Annotated in this window: 25 protein-coding genes; 15 read left to right on the plus strand and 10 right to left on the minus strand. The window is 67.7% G+C overall.

Going from position 1 to position 21,246, the window contains the following annotated elements:
• Positions 1-21: 21 nt before the first annotated feature.
• The 4 genes from IPP91_13935 to IPP91_13950 all read right to left on the minus strand — a co-directional run bounded on the left by IPP91_13935 (position 22) and on the right by IPP91_13950 (position 3,476).
• On the minus strand, positions 22-1,230 hold the full coding sequence (locus tag IPP91_13935) for a tryptophan--tRNA ligase (protein MBL0143164.1): 1,209 nt from the start codon (positions 1,228-1,230) through the stop codon (positions 22-24).
• Between the two features lie 11 nt (positions 1,231-1,241).
• On the minus strand, positions 1,242-1,889 hold the full coding sequence (locus tag IPP91_13940) for a site-2 protease family protein (protein MBL0143165.1): 648 nt from the start codon (positions 1,887-1,889) through the stop codon (positions 1,242-1,244).
• Entirely contained in the window at positions 1,889-2,527 is a 639-nt protein-coding gene (locus tag IPP91_13945) for a threonylcarbamoyl-AMP synthase (protein MBL0143166.1), read from the minus strand. The genes IPP91_13940 and IPP91_13945 overlap by 1 nt, the downstream gene beginning before the upstream one ends.
• A gap of 112 nt (positions 2,528-2,639) precedes the next feature.
• A complete protein-coding gene (locus IPP91_13950) occupies positions 2,640-3,476 on the minus strand; it encodes a PHP domain-containing protein (GenBank protein ID MBL0143167.1) in 837 nt (278 codons plus the stop codon).
• A gap of 101 nt (positions 3,477-3,577) precedes the next feature.
• Between IPP91_13950 and IPP91_13955 the strand changes: the two genes are divergently transcribed.
• From IPP91_13955 to IPP91_13980, 6 genes are all read left to right on the plus strand, one after another.
• Positions 3,578-4,303 carry a hypothetical protein gene (locus IPP91_13955; GenBank protein MBL0143168.1) on the plus strand — a complete coding sequence of 242 codons (726 nt, stop codon included), beginning with the start codon at positions 3,578-3,580 and terminating at the stop codon, positions 4,301-4,303.
• A gap of 43 nt (positions 4,304-4,346) precedes the next feature.
• Positions 4,347-4,919, plus strand: a complete 573-nt coding sequence (locus tag IPP91_13960; GenBank protein ID MBL0143169.1) for a septation protein A — start codon at positions 4,347-4,349, stop codon at positions 4,917-4,919.
• 5 nt (positions 4,920-4,924) lie between these two features.
• On the plus strand, positions 4,925-5,224 hold the full coding sequence (locus IPP91_13965) for a YciI family protein (GenBank protein MBL0143170.1): 300 nt from the start codon (positions 4,925-4,927) through the stop codon (positions 5,222-5,224).
• Positions 5,221-5,475, plus strand: a complete 255-nt coding sequence (locus IPP91_13970) for a BolA family transcriptional regulator (protein ID MBL0143171.1) — start codon at positions 5,221-5,223, stop codon at positions 5,473-5,475. The genes IPP91_13965 and IPP91_13970 overlap by 4 nt, the downstream gene beginning before the upstream one ends.
• Positions 5,476-5,495: 20 nt before the next feature.
• Positions 5,496-6,314, plus strand: coding sequence for a peptidylprolyl isomerase (locus tag IPP91_13975; protein ID MBL0143172.1), 819 nt, complete (start codon positions 5,496-5,498; stop codon positions 6,312-6,314).
• Positions 6,315-6,414: 100 nt separating this feature from the next.
• Entirely contained in the window at positions 6,415-6,945 is a 531-nt protein-coding gene (locus IPP91_13980; protein MBL0143173.1) for a glycine cleavage system protein R, read from the plus strand.
• Between the two features lie 12 nt (positions 6,946-6,957).
• Here the strand turns inward: IPP91_13980 and IPP91_13985 are convergent, their stop codons facing one another.
• A complete protein-coding gene (locus tag IPP91_13985) occupies positions 6,958-7,500 on the minus strand; it encodes a flavin reductase family protein (GenBank protein MBL0143174.1) in 543 nt (180 codons plus the stop codon).
• A 39-nt stretch (positions 7,501-7,539) separates the two neighbouring features.
• On the opposite strand from IPP91_13985, the gene IPP91_13990 reads away from it, so the two are divergent.
• The 4 genes from IPP91_13990 to IPP91_14005 all read left to right on the plus strand — a co-directional run bounded on the left by IPP91_13990 (position 7,540) and on the right by IPP91_14005 (position 10,311).
• A complete protein-coding gene (locus tag IPP91_13990; GenBank protein MBL0143175.1) occupies positions 7,540-7,977 on the plus strand; it encodes a universal stress protein in 438 nt (145 codons plus the stop codon).
• Between the two features lie 73 nt (positions 7,978-8,050).
• Positions 8,051-8,893 (plus strand): hypothetical protein, encoded by an 843-nt coding sequence (locus IPP91_13995; protein ID MBL0143176.1) that lies wholly within the window; start codon positions 8,051-8,053, stop codon positions 8,891-8,893.
• Positions 8,894-8,936: 43 nt separating this feature from the next.
• The gene (locus IPP91_14000) at positions 8,937-9,494 is read left to right on the plus strand and encodes a sigma-70 family RNA polymerase sigma factor (protein MBL0143177.1); all 558 of its coding nucleotides are present in this window, start codon (positions 8,937-8,939) and stop codon (positions 9,492-9,494) included.
• On the plus strand, positions 9,487-10,311 hold the full coding sequence (locus IPP91_14005) for a hypothetical protein (GenBank protein MBL0143178.1): 825 nt from the start codon (positions 9,487-9,489) through the stop codon (positions 10,309-10,311). Before IPP91_14000 ends, IPP91_14005 begins: the two co-directional genes overlap by 8 nt.
• A 45-nt stretch (positions 10,312-10,356) precedes the next feature.
• On the opposite strand, the gene IPP91_14010 is transcribed toward IPP91_14005, so the two are convergent.
• From IPP91_14010 to IPP91_14025, 4 genes are all read right to left on the minus strand, one after another.
• On the minus strand, positions 10,357-10,839 hold the full coding sequence (locus IPP91_14010) for a GNAT family N-acetyltransferase (protein MBL0143179.1): 483 nt from the start codon (positions 10,837-10,839) through the stop codon (positions 10,357-10,359).
• On the minus strand, positions 10,836-11,168 hold the full coding sequence (locus IPP91_14015; GenBank protein ID MBL0143180.1) for an antibiotic biosynthesis monooxygenase: 333 nt from the start codon (positions 11,166-11,168) through the stop codon (positions 10,836-10,838). Before IPP91_14015 ends, IPP91_14010 begins: the two co-directional genes overlap by 4 nt.
• Positions 11,169-11,226: 58 nt before the next feature.
• Entirely contained in the window at positions 11,227-15,207 is a 3,981-nt protein-coding gene (gene purL, locus IPP91_14020; GenBank protein ID MBL0143181.1) for a phosphoribosylformylglycinamidine synthase, read from the minus strand.
• Between the two features lie 81 nt (positions 15,208-15,288).
• Positions 15,289-15,765 (minus strand): hypothetical protein, encoded by a 477-nt coding sequence (locus tag IPP91_14025; GenBank protein MBL0143182.1) that lies wholly within the window; start codon positions 15,763-15,765, stop codon positions 15,289-15,291.
• Between the two features lie 9 nt (positions 15,766-15,774).
• On the opposite strand from IPP91_14025, the gene IPP91_14030 reads away from it, so the two are divergent.
• From IPP91_14030 to IPP91_14045, 4 genes are all read left to right on the plus strand, one after another.
• The gene (locus tag IPP91_14030) at positions 15,775-16,608 is read left to right on the plus strand and encodes a folate-binding protein YgfZ (protein ID MBL0143183.1); all 834 of its coding nucleotides are present in this window, start codon (positions 15,775-15,777) and stop codon (positions 16,606-16,608) included.
• Between the two features lie 155 nt (positions 16,609-16,763).
• On the plus strand, positions 16,764-17,246 hold the full coding sequence (locus IPP91_14035) for a tripartite tricarboxylate transporter TctB family protein (GenBank protein ID MBL0143184.1): 483 nt from the start codon (positions 16,764-16,766) through the stop codon (positions 17,244-17,246).
• A gap of 11 nt (positions 17,247-17,257) precedes the next feature.
• Positions 17,258-18,760, plus strand: coding sequence for a tripartite tricarboxylate transporter permease (locus IPP91_14040; GenBank protein MBL0143185.1), 1,503 nt, complete (start codon positions 17,258-17,260; stop codon positions 18,758-18,760).
• Positions 18,761-18,773: 13 nt separating this feature from the next.
• Positions 18,774-19,751, plus strand: coding sequence for a tripartite tricarboxylate transporter substrate binding protein (locus tag IPP91_14045; protein MBL0143186.1), 978 nt, complete (start codon positions 18,774-18,776; stop codon positions 19,749-19,751).
• Between the two features lie 44 nt (positions 19,752-19,795).
• On the opposite strand, the gene IPP91_14050 is transcribed toward IPP91_14045, so the two are convergent.
• Positions 19,796-20,266 (minus strand): GNAT family N-acetyltransferase, encoded by a 471-nt coding sequence (locus IPP91_14050; protein ID MBL0143187.1) that lies wholly within the window; start codon positions 20,264-20,266, stop codon positions 19,796-19,798.
• Positions 20,267-20,307: 41 nt separating this feature from the next.
• On the opposite strand from IPP91_14050, the gene IPP91_14055 reads away from it, so the two are divergent.
• The gene (locus IPP91_14055) at positions 20,308-21,192 is read left to right on the plus strand and encodes a DMT family transporter (GenBank protein ID MBL0143188.1); all 885 of its coding nucleotides are present in this window, start codon (positions 20,308-20,310) and stop codon (positions 21,190-21,192) included.
• The last annotated feature ends 54 nt before the right edge of the window (positions 21,193-21,246 follow it).

Genomic DNA, 21,246 nt, shown 5'->3' on the forward strand with positions numbered 1-21,246 from the left:
CGTTTTTGGCCCGCATCACTCTCAGCTGTAGTTGAGGCCCATCGCCTCGCGCACGTCGCGCATCGTCTCGTCGGCCAGGTCGGCAGCCTTCTCGCACCCGTCCTGGATGATCGAGCGCACGAGCGTCGGATCCTCCTCGTAGCCCGCCGCCCGCTCGCGCAGCGGCTTCAGCTCCGCATTCACCGCGTCGATCACCGGCTGCTTGCACTCCAGGCACCCGATGCCCGCGCTCACGCACCCCTTCACCACCCAGTCGCGCGTGTCCTGGTTCGAATAGACCAGGTGCAGGTTCCACACCGGGCACTTGTCCGGGTTGCCCGGGTCCGTGCGCCGCACGCGCGCGGGGTCCGTGGGCATCGTGCGCACCTTCCTGGAAACCTCGTCCGCGGAGTCGCGCAGGAGGATCGCGTTGCCGTAGCTCTTGCTCATCTTCTGCCCGTCCAGGCCGAGCAGCTTCGGCGTCTCCGTGAGGAGCGCCTCGGGCTCGGTAAGGATCATGCGCCCGCCCCCCTCGATGAAGCCGAAGAGCCTTTCCTTGTCGCCGAGCGAGAGGTTCTGAACGTCGCCCACCAGGTCGCGGGCCTGCGCCAGCGCCTCCCCGTCGCCCTTCTCCTGGAAGCGTGTGCGCAGTTCCCGGTACCGCTTCGCCTTCTTCGGGCCCATCTTCTTCACCGCCGACTCCGCCTTCTCCTCGAAGCCCTTCTCGCGGCCGAAGAGGTGGTTGAAGCGCCTCGCGATCTCGCGCGTGAGCTCGACGTGCGAGACCTGGTCCTCGCCCACCGGCACGCGGGTGGCGCGGTAGATGAGGATGTCGGCGGCCTGCATGAGCGGGTAACCGAGGAAGCCGTAGGTGGTGAGGTCGCGGCCGTGCTCGGCGTGCTTGTCCACGGCGTCCTTGTAGGTCGGCACGCGCTCGAGCCAGGAAAGCGGCGTGAAGAAGGACATGAGGAGGGTGAGCTCCGCATGCTGGGGAACCCGCGACTGCACGAAGAGCGTGGCCTTCGAGGGGTCGATGCCGGCGGCAAGCCAGTCCACGAACATGTCCCAGACCGTCGATTCGATCACCGACGGGTCCTCGTAGTGCGACGTGAGCGCGTGCCAGTCGGCGGCGAAGAAGAAGCACGGGTACTCGTTCTGCAGCCGCACCCAGTTCTTGAGCGCGCCGTGGTAGTGGCCAAGGTGCATGGCGCCCGTGGGGCGCATGCCGGAGAGGACCCGATCCTCGAACATGTGTCTTTTTCCTAGAAGCCGAGCAGCGAATAGAGGTTCTTGAGCAAAACGCCCATCACGGGCCCGATCATCCACGAGAGCGCGCCCGACACGATGAGCAGGATGAGGATCACCATGCCGTAGGGCTCGAGGCGCGAGTACTGGTAGGCGAGCCGGTCCGGCAGCAGGCTCGTCACGATGCGGCCCCCGTCGAGGGGCAGCAGCGGGAACAGGTTCAGCACGGCGAACATCACGTTGACCTTGATGCCCGCATCGGAGACGCGTATCCAGTACTCGAAGGCGATGCCGGAGCCGCCCAGCGTGAGCAGCACCTTGGCCACCAGCACCCAGGCAAGCGCCATGGCGAGATTCGCGCCGGGCCCTGCCGCCGCGACCCAGAACATGTCCCGCTTCGGGTCGCGCAGGTTCTGGAAATTGACCGGCACGGGCTTGGCCCACCCGAAGACGAACCCGCTGAAGGACGTCAGTATCGGCACGAGTATCGTCCCCACCGGATCGATGTGCCTGGCCGGGTTGAGGCTCAAGCGCCCCAGCATCCAGGCCGTCTTGTCGCCGAAGAACTTGGCGGCGTAGGCGTGCCCCGCCTCGTGCAGCGTGATGGCGAACACCGCGGGGATCGCGTAGATCGCGATGTTGAGGATGATGCCCTGGACGTCCATCAGTGCAGCGCCGCCTTCACGAACCCGAAGGCACGGATGTCGCCCTTGCCCTCGCGCAGCAGGACGGGTGTGTCGCCCGAGATGTCGATGACGGTCGTCACGTCCAGCCCGCAGGGGCCGGCGTCGATGATGGCGTCGAGCTGGTGGTCGAGGTGCTCCCGGATCTCCTGCGCGTCGTTCAACGCCACGCCATGGTCGGGGAGGATCAGCGTGGACGACAGCAGCGGCTCGCCAAGCTCCGCCAGCAGCGCGAGCGGCACGACGTGGTCCGGAATCCGCACGCCGATCGTGTGCCGCGGGTGCAGCAGGCGGCGTGGCACGTCCCGCGAAGCGCGCAGGATGAAGGTGTAGTTGCCGGGCGTGTTGGCCTTGATGAGACGGTACTGGATGTTGTCCACCTTCGCGAACTGGCCCACCTCGGATAGATCGCGGCACATGAGCGTGAGGTGGTGACGCTCGTCCACGTTGCGGATGCGGCGGATGCGCTCCATCGCCGCCTTGTCGCCGATGTGGCAGCCGAGCGCGTAGCAGGAGTCCGTCGGGTAGGCGATCACGCCCCCTGCGCGGATGATTTCCACGGCCGCCTTGATCGATCGCGGCTGCGGGTTCTCCGGATGAACCGTGAAGAATTCCGACATTCCTGGCGTTGGAAGTTGCGCTTCGCCCGCCTGTGCGCTCGCGGGCCCGCGTCTTTCCGTTTCCTTTTCGCATCGGCCGCCGGCATGCTGGCGGCCAGTCGTTACCGGGCGGCTAATGCGCCCATCGGGTCCACACGGGCCTGAGCGAGGCCGGCAGCGGCGGCAACCGCCCCGGCTCCACCGGGCTTTCGCCCAGACCGTGGAAATCGGCGCCGCGGGAAGCGAGGAAACCGTACTCCTCTGCCACGCGACGCCAGGCGGCGTATTCCTCGGGACGGTGACTGCCCGTCACCACCTCGATCGCCTCGCCACCGAGGCGCTTGAATTCTTCCAGCAGGGTCGCACGACCGAGGGGCTTGAGTCCATAGCGGCCCGGATGCGCCAGCACCGCGATGCCGCCGGCGCCGGTGATCCAGCCCACGGCGTCCTGCAGCGTGGCCCACCGGTGCTGCACGAACGCGGGCTTGCCCTTGCCCAGGTACTTGTCGAATGCGCGCTGCGGATCCTTCACGGCCCCCACTTGCGCCAGGTGCCTCGCAAAGTGGGTACGGCTCAACCGCTGTTCGCTCCCGGCCAGCGCCAGTGCCGCCTCGAGCGTGCCGGGGATGCCCAGGGCTTCGAGCCGTTCGGCCATCAGTCTTGCCCGGCCCAGGCGCCCGCCGCGAATCGACGCGAGGCCCTTGGCCAGCACCGCAGCGCCCGGATCGATTCCGAGGCCCACCACGTGGACCGTCGTCTCGCCCCAGGTCACCGAAATCTCCACCCCGTTCACGAACCGGATGCCGAGCCTGCCGGCGGCTGTCGCGGCCTCCTCGAGGCCGTCGATCGTATCGTGATCGGTGAGCGCCATCGCATGCACCCCATTACGCGCGCCCAGTTGCATCAACTGGGTGGGGGACAACAGCCCATCCGAGGCAGTCGAATGGTTGTGCAGGTCGAAATTGTCCAAGCGGCGATGAATTTGAGGAAGCAGTTGAAATTATAGCAGAATCCGTCTCCGAGGACCCACGGCGGGGACGGGTTCGCGAACCCGTCCGCAATTCTTTTCCCATGGAAATCAAGAAGATCGCATTTGGAGACGAAGGGCAGGTCGCGACGGCGGCGCTGCTCGCCCGGCTGGCGGGTTTTCACGACCGGGCGATCGCCGTATCGCCCGCCCTCGCCGCCCACCTCGACCGCACCCGGCGCGGCCTCGATACGCTGCAGGCACTCGACCGGCAGCATGGCGGGGCCGGTCCGATGGCTGTCGAAGGCGTCGAGGAGCTGGTGGGCGCCATCCTCACGGACCTCGCCCAGGTGGAGGCTATCACCCTGCGCACGGAAGGCTCGGTCCTCCTTGCCGAAACCGACGACTTTCTCCTCGGGGTGGCTCTCTGGGCAATTCGTCATGAGGTCGGCATCGAGCCGGTCGAGCCGGTGGTGAACGCGCTGGCCCATCGCGCCAACGGCGCACGCTCGAAGCAGGAACTGGCGGCGGTCTTCGGGCTGGCGCAGGGCATCCTCGCGCACGTGGCGCCGCGCCTGTCCGCCGACCTCGAACGGTCCAACCCCGAGCGGCCCTGGCGCATCCTGCATGCCAACCTCGCCATCACCGCCATTCGTACCGAGGACGCGGCGATGATGGACCATGCCTTCGATGCCCTGGATGCCGCCCTTCCCGACGATCGCGCCGGGTTCTACGCCCAGGCCCTCGCCCTGGCGCTTTCCCCCGGCATTGCGCCCGAAGTCAGGGAACGGATTGCGGTCCGCCACCTCAAATGGACAGCCGCCCCCTGAATGGGTGAAAATAGCGGTTTGATTTTTCGAGGCTTTTCCTGATTTGAAGCTGCTTTTCGACCTTTTCCCGGTCATTCTCTTTTTCGTCGCGTTCAAGTTCTTTGGCATCTACGTGGCCACCGCGGCGGCCATCGGGGCGACCATCGCGCAGGTGGGCTGGGTGCTCGTCCGGGGCCGGAAGGTCTCGAACATGCAGTGGGCGAGCCTCGTCATCATCCTGTTCTTCGGGGGCGCGACGCTCCTGCTGCGCGACGAGACCTTCATCAAGTGGAAGCCCACCGTCCTGTATTGGCTGGCCGGGAGCCTCTTCCTGGGCGGCCTGGCATTGCGCAAGAACCTCGTGAAGGCCGTGATGTCCGAGGGAATCACGATGCCCGAACCCGCGTGGACCAGGCTCTGCGTGGCCTGGGGCATCTTCTTCCTCTTCAAGGGGACGCTCAACCTCTGGGTGGCCTACACCTTCGATACCGACACCTGGGTCAACTTCAAGCTCTTCGGGGGCATGGGTCTCATGTTCGCGTTCGTGATCGCGCAGGCCTTCTGGATCGCGAAGTACCTCCCCGACGAAGAGCCGAAGCGCGACCCGGCGGCCGCAACCGACACTCCCAAGCCCTGACCCCCATGCTCTACGCCATCATCGCCGAGGATTTTCCCGGCTCCCTCGACAAGCGCCTCGCCGCTCGCCCGGCCCACGTGGAGCGCCTCAAGGCGCTGCTGGCCGAGGGACGGCTGGTCATCGCCGGCCCGCATCCGCTCATCGACGCGGAGGATCCCGGCCCGGCCGGTTTCTCCGGATCGCTGATCGTGGCGGAATTCGCCTCGCGCGAACTGGCGCTTGCGTGGGCCAGTGCGGATCCCTATGTGACCGCCGGCGTGTACGCCCGCGTGACGGTCAAGCCGTTCAGGAAGACGCTGCCGTGAACCTCGAGAGCGCCATCCGCGAGCGCCTTGCCGCGCTGAAGCCGGAAAGCGTGCAACTGGTGGACGAGGACCACCTGCACATCGGCCATGGCGCCGACGGCGCGCACTGGCAGCTCACCATCGTTTCGGAAGCCTTCCGCGGCAAGGCGCCGCTGGCGAGGCATCGAATGATTTATGAGGCCCTGGGCGACCTCATGAAACGCGACATCCACGCCCTGAGAATCGAGGCGTTCGCGCCCGAGCAGTTCTGACCCCACGAAAAGGACCATTCATGCATTCCACCCTGAAAAACCTCGCCGTCGCGCTCGTCGCGGGCACGCTCGCCTTCGGCGCCGTGGCCCAGGAGAAAGCGGCTCCCAAGAAGGCCGCCGCCGGCAAGATCGTCGTGAACGGCGTCACCATCCCGCAGTCGCGCATCGACATGATGAGCAAGGAGCTCACCGCGAGCGGCCAGCCCAACACGCCCGAGCGCATGCAGGCCGTGAAGGAGGAGCTCATCAACCGCGAGGTGCTCGTGCAGGCGGCGCAGAAGCGCGGCCTCGACAAGAACCCCGAGGTGGCCGCGCAGATGGACATGGCCCGCCAGGCCGTGCTCGTGCGCGCCCTCTTCGAGAGCGAAGTGAAGGCGCACCCGATCACCGACGCCGAGCTGCAGAAGCAGTACGAGGAATTCAAGAAGTCCATGGGCGAGAACGAGTACAAGGTCCGCCACATCCTCGTGGACAAGGAAGACGATGCGAAGGCGATCATCGCGGACCTGGGCAAGGGCGCCGACTTCGCCAAGCTCGCCAAGGAAAAGTCGAAGGACCCCGGCTCCAAGGACAACGGCGGCGATCTCGACTGGGGCCCCGGCGCCCGCTACGTGAAGCCGTTCGCCGACGCCGTGATGGCGCTGAAGAAGGGCCAGACCACGACCGCGCCGGTGAAGACCGACTTCGGCTTCCACGTGATCCGCCTGGACGACGTGCGCCCGCTGAAGGTGCCCGCGTTCGACGAGCTGAAGGAGCAGTTCCGCCAGCGCGCGCAGCAGCAGCAGATCCAGAAGCTGGTGATGGACCTGCGCAGCAAGGCGAAGGTGGAGGAGCGGTAGTCATACGCCTCGCGGCCTGACGAGGAAGGGCGCCCGCGGGCGCCCTTTTTCATTCGCGCTATCATCCCGCGAAGGACATCCGCCCCCGGAAGGAAGTGCCATGACGACCTCGCTCGTGGTGACGGCCATCGGCCCCGATCGGCCTGGAATCGTGAACGACCTGTCGGACGTCGCGCAGCGCTTCGGCGCCAACTGGGCCGGCAGCCGCATGGCGAACCTGGCCGGCCAGTTTGCCGGCATGGTGCATTTCGAGGTGTCGGACGAGAAGGCCGACGCTCTCGCCCATGCGCTCGGCGATCTGGAATCCGCGGGACTGCGCATCGTCATCGCGCGCAGCCAGGCGGGCAACGCGACCCCCCCGCGCCGCCGCGTGCGGCTGGAGCTGGTCGGCCACGATCGCCCGGGCATCATCCGCGACCTGTCCGGCAGCCTCGCGCAACGCGGCGTCAGCATCGAGGAGCTCCACACGCAGGTCGCGAGCGCCGCGATGTCCGGCGAGCAACTGTTCAAGGTGAGGGCATTGCTTGCCGTGCCCGCCGACCTGCCGAACGTCGAGCTGCGGCGCGGGCTGGAGGCGCTGGCCAACGAGATGATGGTCGACCTGGAATTGGGTGAGCCGGCGGACGGCTGACCGCGCGCGGCGTCACTTCATCCGCGAAGGCAGCTTCACCGTCCTGCCGGCGACCATGAACTCGCCGCGGCCCCGGTGGTGTATCGTGCGCCGGCTCCTGCCCGACGCGTCGATCCACGCCGCGACCACCTCGAGGATGAAGAAGTTGTACCGGTTGACGAGGCGCGTATCGACGACCCGGCATTCCAGGTTGGCGAAGCATTCGGCCAGCAGCGGTGCCGCCACTTGCGAAGCCGGGACCGGCGAGAGGCCGAAGGTGGCGAACTTGTCCACCGTTCGTCCGCTGGTGTTGCCGCAACCCACGACTTTCCTGGCGAGCGCCGACGACGGGATGGCGAGCACGCACGCTTTCGATTTCCTCAACAGGTCGAAGGAGAAGTTGCGCCCGCTCACCACGCACCCCACCAGCGGGGGCTCGAATTCCAGCATCGTGTGCCACGACATCGTCATCACGTTGGCGCGCCCCTTGTGCGCGGTCGTGAGGAGCACCACGGGGCCCGGCTCGAGCAGCCCATAGACCCGCGAAAGCGCGAGCTTGCGCCGCGGGCGGTTCATGGCGACCATGGCGATTGGTCCACCGGAATGGAGGCTTCCATGTACAAGAGAATACTGCTTGCCTACGACGGCTCCCCAACCGGCCAGAAGGCCCTGCTCGACTGCCGCGACGTCGCGCAATGGGGCCAGACGGAACTTTCCCTGATCGCCGTCATGCCGTCGGCCGCCATGTTCGTCGGCGCCGAAGGGGGTGTCTACGACGCCGGGGCCGAGGAACGGGACCGGCAGCAGTACCAGGACGTCCTGGACGAGGGACTGAGCCGCCTCGCGGAGGCGGGGTACAAGGCCACCGGCGAGGTCGTGATCGGGGATCCGGTCGACGAGATCGCGAAGTGCGCGAAGAAGATCGGTGCCGACCTCATCGTCGTCGGTCACCGGCACCTCGAAGGGTGGGCTGCGCGCTGGTGGCGGGGCTCGGTTTCGCGGGCGCTCATCGAGCACGCGCCCTGCAACGTGCTCGTCGTCATCACGCATTGACCCTTTTCCCCGGCCGCGCCGTTTCATGACCTGACCCCGCCATCCCGGCCGGGGCAGCCCGAAAGGAGCCGTCATGAAGCGCTTCACCCTGCTCGCCGTCGCCGCCGCCATCGCCTTCACCCTGCCCGCCTGCGCGAGCGGGGTCGGCAGCCTCGCCCGCATCACGGTCTTCGACCGAACCGCCAACCGGGAACTGCCCGTCCACTGGAAGGACGGGCGCGCCTTTGTCGCCGGGCAGCCGGGAAACGAGTACCAGATTCGCGTGCGCAACGTCGCCGGCGAGGACCTGCTCGCCGTGGTGAGCGTGGACGGCGTGAACGCGATCACGGGGCAATCGGCCGCCGCCACGCAAAGCGGCTATGTCCTGGCCTCGTACGCCTCGATGGACGTTTCGGGCTGGCGCAAGAGCATGCAGCGCACGGCTGCGTTCTACTTCACCACGCTTCCTGATTCCTACGCGGCGCGTACCGGCCGGCCCGACGACGTGGGCGTGATCGGCGTGGCGCTCTTCAAGAGGAAGCCTGCGGAACCGGTGGCGGTCGAGCCGTATCGCCCGATGCCGTTCTCGAAGCAGGAATCGTCGGGCGGGTCCGCCTCTCCGGCAGCCCCGGCCGCGGCGGCGCCCGCCGAACGAGCCGAGTCACGCGATTCCGTGTCCAAGCGCACGCAGTCGGAGTCGCCGTTGGGCACCGGTCACGGTCGCGTGGAAACGAACCCGACGCGATGGACGGATTTCGAGCGTGCCTCGCCCTACCCCGTCGAAACGATCTCGATCTACTACGACAGCACGAGGAACCTCGTTGCCCAGGGCGTGATCCGCGCGGCGCCGATGCCCCGCGACCCGAATCCCTTTCCCGGGTTCGTGCCGGACCCGGTTTCCAGCTATCGCTTCTGGCACCGGCCGCCGGGTGCCTGAACCGGACGCTTCGCCGGCCACGCGGGCAGCGTAAACTTCCCGCGTGCCGGAAACCGACGAACAACTCATGCTCGCCTTCGCGCAAGGAGACGCCGGCGCGTTCGACCGCCTCTACGCCCGTCACAAGGCAACGGTGTTTCGCTTCATCGCGCGCTCGCTTCCGTCTCGCGCCGACGCGGAGGAGATCTTCCAGGAAGTCTGGATGAAGGCTGTCGAGGCCCGGGCCCGGTACGAGCCGCGCGCGAAGTTCACGACCTGGATCTACGCCATCGCGCACAACCGGCTCGTGGACGTGTGGCGCAAGAAGGGCCTCGTGCTCGTGCCACTCGACGGCGGCGACGATGACGGACGCCCCGGCATCGATCCGCCCGGCGATCCGGCCAACGAGCCGTTCGCGCAGGCGTCGACCCGCGAAGCGATGGCCCGATTCGCGCTGGCATTCGAGAAGCTGCCGCCCGCGCAGCGCGAGGCATTCGTGATGAAGGAGGAAGCGGACATGTCCATCGCCGAAATCGCGGCAGCCACCGGCTCCAGCGAGGAGGCCGCGAAGAGCCGCGTTCGCTATGCGACGGCCCGGCTCCGGGAGGCCCTCGATGGCTGATCCACGCGACGATCGCGTTTGCGCGGCTTACCGCGACATGCCGGGCGACGGGCCTTCGCCCGCGCTCGATGCCGCGATCCAGGCCGCTGCCCGGCGGGCCGTGGGATCGAGGCCGGGAGGGGCGCGCCGATGGCAGGTTCCCGTCTCGATCGCCGCCGTGCTCGCGCTCGCCATCGGGATTTCCCTGAACGTCGATCGCGAGAAGCCGATGGTCGTGGACGGCACGCCGGTTTCATCGGGCAGCGCGGAGTATCCCGTTGCGCAGGCGGCGCCGGAGACGGAGGAACCTGCCGCGCCCGCCAGTCCGCCGGCCGTTTCCGCAAGTTCTCCGGCGCGCGCTTCGCCTCCGGCACCCGCTTCGCATCCCACGCCTGCTTCGCCTCCCGCGTCCGCTTCGCATCCCACTCCCGCTTCGCCTCCCGCGACGGCTTCGATGCGAGCTGCGCCTGCCGCGGTCGCTCCCTTGTCTGTCCCGATCGCTCCGTTGCCTGCCGCAGTCGCTCCCCCGCCCGCGCAGGCTCCGGCGGCCCTGGCCGTTCCGCCCGTTGCCGCCGGTGCCGCAGCCTCTGCCGACAATGCCCGCGCCGCGCCGCAGGTGGCCAAGCGCGCAAAGTCGGAAACGGCTCGCGACTCGGTCACGGCGGAGAAACCCCAGGCGGAGGCGATGCAAACCCCGGAACGGCGCCTCGAGCGCATCGCCGAACTGCGTGCCCAGGGCCGGCACGACGACGCCGACCGCGCCCTGGCCGAGTTCCGCCGCGCCTATCCCGCCTATCGCATCAGCGACGATTGGCTGCGCAAGGTCGAGCGCCGCTAGGGACAGGCATTGCGGACGCCCGGTTCTCCGGAACCGTCCCCGGGATCAGAGGAGGCAGGAGAGGCGCTCTTCGCGCAGGGTCGCGAAGCCGTGGCGCTCGTAGAAGCGCCGGGCGCCGGGGTTGTCGAAATGGGTGGCGGTGTCGATGCGCGTCACGCCCGACCTGCGCAGCTCGGCCTTGAGGGAATCGAGCATGGCCGAGCCGATGCCCTGCCCTTCCAGCCCCGGCCGCACGTTCACGTCGTCGAGCTTTGCCACGAGCGTGCCGCGCGAGGTGGAGATGGCGAAGCAGGCCACGCAGCAGCCCACGACGTCGGCGCCCCGCCGTGCCATCCAGACGAAGCCCAGTTCGGGCCTGCCGACGAAGAGCGCGAGCGCGCCCCGCAACGCCTCCGGCCCGCCATCACCATAGCGCGCGGCGACGTCGAGGTAGTGCGGATCGGCCCGCAGGAAGGCGAGAAAGAGGTCGAAGGCCGCGTCGCGCTCCTGCGCTCCCATCCGCGCGAACGACAACGGCGCCGGGTTCATTTCCGCTCAGGGGGCGCCGGGCCCTTCTCGCCGGCAACACCGTAGGCGCCAAGCCGGGTTTCCGAGAGCGTGAGGGATTCGAAGCGGCGATCGAGCCGGTCGTAGTCGCTTTCGTGATCGCCGAGGAAGGCGCTGTACGCCTCCTCGCTCGCCCAGCGGTCGATCGTGACGAACTCGCCGGGCCGCTCGTCGTCCGCGAGGAGTTCCGTTCCGAGATAGTCCTTCGCGGACGAGAAGAACTTCGCCCACTCGCCCTTCGGGCCGTAGGCCTTCGCGAACTTCGCCTCGTGGGCGGGTTCGACGCGGTAACGCCATATCACAACGTACACGGCGCCTCCTTCTGCGTAATGGGGTCGGGTTACTCAAAAAAGGGGACAGAACCCTTTTCTACCCGAGCCACACCCGGGCATTGCGGAACATGCGCATCCACGGCGAATCCTCGCCCCAGCCATCCGGGTGCCAGGACATGAGCACCGTGCGGAACACGCGCTCCGGGTGCGGCATCATGATCGTGAACCGGCCGTCGGGCGTGGTGACGCTCGTGATGCCGCCGGGCGAACCGTTGGCGTTGTAGGGGTACGCCTGCGTGGGCTTGCCGCGGTTGTCCACGAAGCGCGCAGCCACGAGGTACTGGCAGGCTTCGAGCGACTTCGCGTCCCGGAACGTGGCCTTGCCCTCGCCGTGCGCCGTGACGATCGGGATCCGGCTGCCTTCCATGCCGGCGAAGAGGATCGAGGGCGACTTCTGCACCTCCATGAGAGCGAAGCGCGACTCGTACTGCTCGGAGAGGTTGCGCTCGAAGTGCGGCCAGTTCTGCGCTCCGGGGATGATGGACTTCAGGTTCGACACCATCTGGCAGCCGTTGCAGGCCCCCAGCGCGAAGGAATCGGCGCGGCCGAAGAACGCCTCGAACTCGTCGCGCGCCCGCGCATTGAAGAGGATCGACTTGGCCCATCCCTCTCCCGCGCCCAGCGTATCGCCGTAGCTGAAGCCGCCGCACGCCGCGAAGCCCTTGAAATCCGAGAGCTTCACGCGCCCGGCGATGATGTCGCTCATGTGCACGTCGAAGGCAGCAAATCCGGCGCGATCGAACGACGCCGCCATTTCCATCTGGCCGTTGACGCCCTGCTCGCGCAGGATCGCGATCTTCGGCCGGGCGCCCCTTGCGATGAACGGCGCGGCAATGTCCTCGGCCGGATCGAAGGAGAGCTTCGCGTGCAGCCCCGGATCGCCCGCATCGAGGATCCGGTCGTATTCCTCGTCGGCGCAGGCCGGGTTGTCGCGCAGGCGCTGGATGGCGTGCGTGACCGACGACCACTCGCGGTGCAGGTCGATGCGCTTCTCCGCCAGCACGGGCTTGCCGTTCACGATCACGCGTACCTGGCCGTCCGCATTGGGATGCCCGATCACGTGCGACTCGCGCGAAAGGCCCGCCTCGCGAAGCGCCTGCATCACCGCCGCGCGATCGTCCTTCCTCACCTGCAGCACCGCCCCCAGTTCCTCGCAGAAGAGCACCGCGAGGATGCGCTCGGCGAGGTTGCCGGCAAGCACGTCGGTCTGGCGCTCATGGCCATCGACGTCGAGCTGCTTCGGGTCGAGCGCGAGGTTGTCGAGATAGACGGTCACTCCCGAGCGGCCGGCGAAGGCCATCTCGCAGAGCGTGGCAAAGAGGCCCCCATCCGACCGGTCGTGATAGGCGATGATTCTCCCGTCCGCGTTCAGCGACTGGATCGCGCCGAAGAACGCCGCGAGCTTTGCAGGCTCGTCCAGATCGGGCGCCACGTCGCCGAGCTGGCCGCTCACCTGCGCAAGCGCCGAGCCGCCAAGGCGATTCCTGCCGCCCCCCAGGTCGATGAGGACGATCTCGGTCGCGCCGAGGTCGGTGCGAAGCTGGGGCGTGAGAGTTCTCCTCGCATCCGTCACCGGCGCAAAGGCCGAGATGATGAGGGAGAGCGGCGCGGTGACGGCCTTCGCCTCGCCCGTGACGGCGTCCTTCCACGTCGTCTTCATCGACATGGAATCCTTGCCGACGGGAATCGACACACCGAGCGCGGGGCAAAGCTCCATGCCGACCGCCTTCACGGTGTCGAAGAGCGAAGCATCCTCGCCCGGATGCCCCGCCGCGCACATCCAGTTGGCGGACAGCTTGACGTCGCCCAGGCTTGCGATTGGCGCGGCCGCGATGTTCGTGATCGCCTCGCCCACCGCCATGCGCCCCGAAGCGGGACCGTCGATGAGCGCGACCGGCGTGCGCTCGCCGATCGCCATCGCCTCGCCGAGATAGGTCCCGTAGCCCATCGTCGTGACGGCGCAATCGGCGACCGGCACCTGCCAGGGGCCGACCATCTGGTCGCGAACGCACATCCCGCCCACGGAACGGTCGCCGATGGTGACGAGGAAAGTCTTGTCCGCAACGGCCGGCAACCGGAGCACGCGGCGGGCCGCGTCCTTGAGGTCGATCGCGGAAGTGTCGAGCGGTTCGAGCGTCCTCGCCACACGCTTCACGTCGCGGTGCATGCGCGGCGGCTTGCCCAGGAGCACCTCCAGCGGCATGTCCACCGGCCTGTTCCCGAACTGCGGGTCCTCGACCACGAGCTGGTCATCCGCCCGCGCCCGCCCCACCACCGCGTAGGGGCAGCGTTCGCGTTCGCAGAATCGCTCGAAGTGCGCCAGCCGGTCCGCCGGAATCGCGAGCACGTAGCGCTCCTGCGACTCGTTGGACCAGATCTGCATCGGCGTCATGCCCGGCTCTTCGTTGGGCACCTTGCGCAGGTCGAAGGCCGCGCCCACGCCGCCGGAGTGCGCGAGCTCCGGGAACGCGTTCGAGAGCCCGCCCGCACCCACGTCGTGGACTGACAGGATCGGGTTCGCCTCTCCCATCTGCCAGCACGCGTCGATCACCTCCTGGCAACGGCGCTCGAGTTCCGCATTGGCGCGCTGCACGGAATCGAAATCCAGTGACTCGGTGTTGGTGCCGCTCGCCATCGAGGAGGCCGCACCGCCGCCCAGACCGATGAGGAACGAAGGGCCGCCCAGGTGCACGAAGACGGTGTTCGCGTCGAACCCCTGCTTCAGCACGTGCCGGCCGGAAATGTTTCCCAGGCCCCCGGCCAGCATGATGGGCTTGTGGTAGCCGCGCACCTCGCCCGCGACGGGCATCTCGAAGGTGCGGAAGTAGCCGGCGAGATTGGGCCGGCCGAACTCGTTGTTGTAGGCGGCGCCACCGATGGGGCCCTCGACCATGATCGCGAGCGGTGTGGCGATTCGCCCCGGTTTTCCGTAGTCGCCTTCCCAGGGCTCGCGCTGCCCCGGAAGATTCAGGTTCGAGACGCAGAACCCGGTGAGGCCGGCCTTGGGCTTCGCGCCCGTGCCGGTTGCGCCCTCGTCGCGGATCTCTCCGCCCGCGCCCGTGCCCGCGCCGGGGTGCGGGGCGATGGCTGTCGGGTGGTTGTGGGTCTCCACCTTCATCAGGATGTGCGCGACATCGCGGTGGTAACCCCAGCCCTGCTCCGCATCGGGGAAGAAGCGTTCGATCTCGGCGCCTTCCATGATCGCGGAGTTGTCCGAATACGCGACCACGGTGCCGCGCGGGCTCACGGCGTGCGTATTTCGGATCATCTGGAAAAGCGACTTGTCCTGGCGCGCTCCGTCGAGGGTCCACGAGGCATTGAATATCTTGTGCCGGCAATGCTCGCTGTTGGCCTGCGCGAACATCATGAGTTCCACGTCGGTGGGGTTTCGGCCCATCCTCGCGAAGTTCTCGACGAGGTAGTCGATCTCGTCGGGCGCCAGCGCGAGTCCCAGGGCGGCGTTGGCTTCCTCCAGCGCCAGCCTGCCGCGGCCCACGAGGTCGACCGTCGCGAGCGGCCCCGGCGACCGGTGCGCGAAAAGCTGCGACGCCTCGGCCAGCGTGTTCACCACGGTCTCGGTCATGCGGTCGTGGATGGCGGTGGCGAGCGCTCGGTCCTCGTCGTCGGCCAGGGGCTTGCCGCCCTTCTTCGCGAAGTGCCAGGCCACGCCGCGTTCCAGCCGCACGACCTTCTCCAGCCCGCAGTTGTGCGCGATGTCGGTCGCCTTGGACGACCACGGCGACACAGTGCCGAAGCGGGGCAGAACGACCCGCAGCTCGCCCATCGGATCCTCGCGGCCCGGCGTTCCGTAGGTGAGGATCTTCGCGAGGACGTCGGTTTCCGCGGCCGTGAGGGACTCGGCGACGAGCGCGAAATGGACGAAGCGGGTGTCGATCGCAACGGCTTCGCGCAGGCCCGGTTTCAGTCCGGCAACGAGCTTTTCGACGCGGAAGGCAGACAGTGCGACGCTGCCGTGCAGCGTAAGGAGGGGCTGCGCAGGCGCGACGTGCGAATTCATGCCCAAATTATACCGGAGCGGAAACGCACAAAAAGGGGACAGACCCCTTTTCGGGAAAAGACGGGAAAAGGGGTCTGTCCCCTATCGCCACCGCAAGAGGATGCGCAGGCGGCGGAAGGACTCCGCATCCACCGCATCGGGTGCGATCAGCGCCGCGCGCGCAAATCGCGCGCCTTCGGGGCGCCATCGGACGAGCGTGAGCCAGGGGGCGACGAAGGACCCGTCCTCGACTCGCCCGGCAAGCCGGCGACCGTCGACGCCCTCGATCTCGATCCGGCCGGAGAGATCCACGATCAGGCGCCGCGGGGCATCGGGCACCTCCCGCCAGGCGTGCCGTCGGGCTGCCCGGATCGCGGCGATCGCCAGCGCACAGGTGAGTACGGCCTTCGCAGCCGGCGACACGGCGGCGGCCAGGATGGCAGCCAGGGCCGCGGCCGCCACCCCGGTGATCCAGGCCTCGATCAGACGCGACGGTCCCGGCGCGATGTCCACACGCCACGCAGGCGCGCGCACCGGTGCCCCACCGCTATACTTGAACGTATCGATCCTTGGCGCCATGTCCGACCCGTGACCTCCGCCCTTCCCCTCGTTTGCGACCTCACTCCCTCCAACGCACTGCTGCGCGTTTCGGGTGACGACGCCGCCGAATTCCTGCACAACCAGTTCACCAACGACGTGAAGGGGCTGGCAGTGGGTGGCGCGCAGTGGAACGGCTGGTGCACGCCCAAGGGGCGGCTCCTCGCCACGTTCGTGCTGGCGCGAGACGCCGAGGGCTTTTTCCTGATGTTGCCCGCCGCCTTCGCCGAGGCCATCGCCAAGCGCCTGCGCATGTTCGTGCTGCGCTCGAAAGTGAAGGTCGAGGATGTGTCGGCCGGCGCTCCTCGCTTCGGCATGTGGGGCGGCCCGATCCCGGCCGGGGCGTTCCGGCTGGGCGAGTCACGCGCAATCGCCATCGGCTCGGCGCCCGAGGGACGAGCCGCCTCGCACGACGACTGGGCGCTTTCGCTCATCCGTGACGGTGTTGTGCAAGTGGTTCCCGGCACGCAGGAGGAGTTCGTTCCCCAGATGGCCAACTACGAACTCATCGGTGGCGTCAGCTTCAAGAAGGGCTGCTACCCGGGGCAGGAGATCGTCGCCCGCACCCAGTACCGCGGCATCCTCAAGAAGCGCGCCGTTCGCGTGTGCTCGGCCTCGCCGCTGGCCCCGGGCGACAGGATCTTCAGCGAAGCGTTCGGCGACCAGTCCGCCGGCACCGTCGCCAACGTCGCCCCCTCGCCGGAGGGCGGCTACGAGGCGCTGGTGGTCGCGCAGCTCGAGGCGATTGCGCAGAAGTCGCTTCGGCACGGCTCGCTCGCCGGTCCCGCCCTGCGGATAGAGACCCTTCCCTACCCGTTGTCCTGAGCCGGCCCCGGCAAAGGCAATACTTACTGACCCTGCTCAATATCGCGGGTCCCGTAATGCGGGACCCTGTGTCCTGCAGCGCCGCTCCTGGCCAAAGGGCCGGGTCGAGGCGGCTTGTCCTCGAAGTGGGCGCATGCCTTTATGGGAACGGTTGCGTGAACCGCTCGGAGAGAATCGCATCGGCAGGCCTGGTCGCCTTCGGACTGGGCGTCGCGTATCACTCCCACCAGCATCTGAAGCTCGGCATCATGATCACGCCGGGCGCCGGATATTTTCCGTTCTGGATCGGCATCGCGCTCGCCGTGCTCGGGGTGTTGTGGTTCCTCATGACCCTCCTTGCCCGCAAGACGCCCGAATCGGCCACCCCCGACGACGCTGCGCAGGCCTCCGAAAGGCGCCGGCTCGTCCTTGCCCGGCTCGTGCCAGGCGTGCTCCTCGTCCTCGCCTACGCCTGGCTGTTCGAAAGGGCAGGGTACTTCCTGTCCACGGTCCTGTTCATGGTCGGGTGGCAGAAGGGCGTGGAAAGGGAAGGCTGGCTCAAGACCGCGGTCGTCGCCCTGCTATGTGCAGCAGCGATGTACGCCCTCTTCTCATTCCTCCTCAAGGGCGTGCTGCCCACCGGCGCCTGGTTTTCCTGAGGCGCGCAACCATGGACATCTTCGCGGGACTCCTCCAGGGCTTTTCCGTCGCGCTCACGCCGACCAACCTGCTGTTCGCCTTCCTCGGCGCGCTGATCGGCACCGCCGTCGGCGTGCTCCCGGGGCTGGGACCCGCGGCCACCATCGCCCTCCTCCTGCCGGCCACCTACGCGATCGACTCTCCGGTCACCGCCATCATCCTCATGGCCGGGATCTTCTACGGGTCGATGTACGGCGGCTCCACGACGTCGATTCTTCTCAACCTGCCGGGAGAGGCGGCCTCGGTGGTGACCTGCATCGACGGCTACAAGATGGCCCAGAAGGGCCGGGCCGGCGCCGCGCTCGGCATCGCCGCCATCGGCTCGTTCGTGGCCGGCACCGTGGGCATCGTGGGGATGACGCTTTTCGCCCCGACGGTCGCGCAGTTCGCCCTGAGCTTCGGACCCCCGGAGAAATTCTCGCTCGCGGTCGTGGGCCTGCTGCTCGCGGTGACGCTCTCGGGATCGTCCGTCGTGAAGGGGCTGGTGATGATGGCGCTCGGCCTGCTCCTGGCGGCCGTGGGGCTCGACCCCATTTCCGGGAAGACGCGGTTCGCCTTCGGCGTGACGGAACTGCAGAGCGGCTTCGACTTCGTCACGCTCGCGATGGGCGTCTTCGGGCTGGGGGAGATCTTCTACGGCCTCGAGACCGCGATGAAGGGCGATGCCGTCACGGCCAAGGTGGGCCAGGTCTGGCCCACGATGGCCGATTGGGCGGCCTCGCGTATGGCGATCCTGCGCGGCACGCTCATCGGGTTCTTCATCGGCGTCATTCCGGGCGGCGGGGCGGTCATCTCTTCCCTCGCTTCCTACGCCGTCGAAAAGAAGGTTTCGAAGCACCCCGAGGAGTTCGGCCAGGGCGCCATCGAGGGCGTGGCGGGCCCCGAATCGGCCAACAATGCCGCCTCGAGCTCGTCGTTCATCCCGCTGCTCACGCTGGGCATCCCGGGGAACGCCTCCATCGCGATGATCTTCGCCGCGCTCCTGATCAAGGGCGTCACGCCGGGGCCGTTCCTCATCCAGGAGCACCCGGACATCTTCTGGGGCGTGATCGCCTCGATGTACCTCGGCAACGTCATGCTCCTCGTGCTGAACCTGCCCCTGGTCGGGCTGTGGGCCCAGCTCGTGCGCGTGCCGTTCGGGATCATGGCCCCGGTCATCATCCTCTTCACGGCGATCGGCTCCTACAGCATCCAGGGCCAGGTCTTCGACATCTACAGCCTGGTGGGCTTCGGCCTCTTCGGCTACCTGCTGCGCAAGCTCAAGTTCGAGGCCGGCCCCCTGGTGCTCGCCTTCGTGCTGGGGCCGATGGTCGAAGGGGCGATGCGCCAGTCGCTGCTCATGTCGGGCGGAAGTTTCGCGATATTCGTCGACCGCCCCATTTCGATGGTCCTGATCGGGCTTTTCGCGGTCCTCGCCATCGGCCAATCCGCACTCACCGTGCGCCAGAAATTGCGCACACAAGCCACTACCTGAAGGGAGAAGGAAGATGAAAGGATTCACCGCTGCAATCACCGCATCGATGCTCGCACTCATGGCGTTCCCGTCCAGCTCGATGGCCGCGGACGCATACCCCTCGAAACCCGTCTCCGCCGTGGTCCCCTTCGGCGCGGGCGGGTCCAGCGACCTGCTGGCGCGGGCCGTCGAGAAAACCTGGTCCAAGTACTCGAAACAGCCCCTCATCGTCGTCAACAAGCCCGGCGGCGGCGGCGTGGTCGGCACCGAGGGCGTGGTCCGTTCGAAGCCGGACGGCTACACCCTCTACTTCGGCTACGGCTCGGGACATGACGTGGTCATGCCGCTCCTGCAGAAAATGCCCTACGACCCCGTGAAGGACCTGATCCCGGTAGCCAGGGTCTCCGTCCACTCGGTCGTCATCGTCACCGGCGCGAATTCCCCCTTCAAGTCGATCAAGGACGTCATCGCGTGGTCGAAGAAGGAAGGCAAGCCGGTCACGACGGCGGTGTCCGTGAAGGCGGGTGCCGTTGACATCGCCCTCACCGCGTTCGGCAAGGCGGCGGGCATCAACATCGTCACCGTTCCCTTCTCGGGCGGCGCCGAGGCCACGACGGCGCTGGCGGGCGGGCACCTCATGATCGGCGGGGGACACCCCTCCGAGGTCATCCCCCACATCAAGTCCGGGCGCTTCAAGGCGCTCGCCGTGGTGACCCCGCAGCGCGACGCAACTCTGCCCGACGTCCCGACCCTGAAGGAACAGGGTATCGACGTGTCCACCTGGGGTTCCATCAAGGGTGTCGCCGCCCCGGCGGGCACTCCGAAGGAAGTCGTGAAGGACATCGAGCTCACGATCAAGAAGATCTGCGAGGACGCCGAGTTCCAGAAGACGATGGCGAACCTGAACCAGCCCGTCATGTACCTGGGCAGCGAGGACTTCACGAAGTTCATCAAGCAGGCGACGGCGGACTACGCTGCGCTCATCAAGCAGCTGAACATCTCGATCGACTGATGTAACAGGGCTTCAGGGGACAGGTTGCGCAAGAAGAGCAGACGTCAATCCTGCTTTTCTCGCGCAACCTGTCCCCGATCGCCCAGAGGCGCCCGCATGCGAATGTGCGGGATGCCGGCCTCGAGGTATTCCTCCCCCTCGGCGACGTAGCCGTGGCGCGCGTAGAAGACCTGCGCGTGCGACTGCGCGTGCAGGTAGGTTTCGCGAAAGCCGCGCCGCCTCGCCTCCGCCATCAGCGCGTCGAGGATCGCGGCGCCGACGCCCTTGCGGCGCCACGGGGCCAGCACCGCCATGCGGCCGATTCGCCCGTCGCGCATGAGGCGGCCGGTACCGATGGCCTCGCCCGCCTCGCTCTCGGCCAGCGCGTGCGCGCATTCGCCGTCGCGTCCATCCATCTCGATTTCCGCGGGCACGTTCTGCTCCTCGACGAAGACGGTTGTGCGAATGCGCGTGAGGATGGCACACGCCTCCGGCCATTCGACCAGGCGCACGCGGAAATCGGGGGGAATCGTCATGGTAGAGTCGCGGCTCGCCGCAATTCTACCGCCCGCCGCGCATGAACCCCCGTTCCGCCCCGCTCGCCGCCATGGCCGCCATGTGCGCGATCTGGGGCTACTCGTGGATCGCGATGAAGATCGCGCTCCGGCACGCGCATCCCTTCGACTTCGCCGCCGAGCGGCTGGTGATGGGCGCGCTGCTGCTTTTCGCGATCATCGCCATGACCGGGCGCAGGCTCACGCTGGCGAACTACCGGATGGCACTCGTGCTCGGCCTCGTGCAGGTGGCCGCATTCGTGATCCTGACGCATTTCGCGCTCCTCATCGCGGGGGCGGGCAAGACCTCGGTGCTGGTCTACACGATGCCCTTCTGGATGATCCTGTTCGCGCACCTCATGCTCCAGGAGCGCATGCGCGGCGCGCAGTGGCTTTCGGTGGCGCTCGCTTTCGCCGGCCTCGTGCTCATCGTGTCACCGTGGAAGCTCACGAGCCTGGAGGGCAGCCTCCTGGCCGTCGTATCGGGCGCGGTGTGGGCACTGGCCGCGGTGATGTCGAAGCGCTGGCCCACGAAGGATGCGGAGCCGCTCACCTTCTCGGCGTGGCAGCTCGCGTTCGGTTCGATCCCGCTCGTGCTCCTGTCGACCCTGCACCCGCACGAGGCGCCGCGCTGGAACGGCGAGTACGCCATCGCGCTCGCCTACTCCACCGTCTTCGCGACGGCCGGCGGCTGGTGGCTGTGGACCTATGTGCTCTCGCATGCGCCCGCGGGCGTGACCGGCCTCAACACGCTCGCCATCCCCGTGATCGCCGTCATCGCCTCCTGGGTGCAACTGGGCGAGCGCCCGGCCCCGCACGAGCTCGCGGGAATGGCGCTCATCGGGGTCGCGCTGGCGCTGCTCGCCTGGCTGGGGATTCGAAAGCCCGAGGCCAGGCCGGCGCATTGAGTCTGCTGGCCCGCCGCAGGCCGCGCATTCGCGGATAGAATGATGCCTCGTCCC

Source organism: Betaproteobacteria bacterium (assembly GCA_016720855.1).
Taxonomy (GTDB): Bacteria; Pseudomonadota; Gammaproteobacteria; order Burkholderiales; family Usitatibacteraceae; genus FEB-7.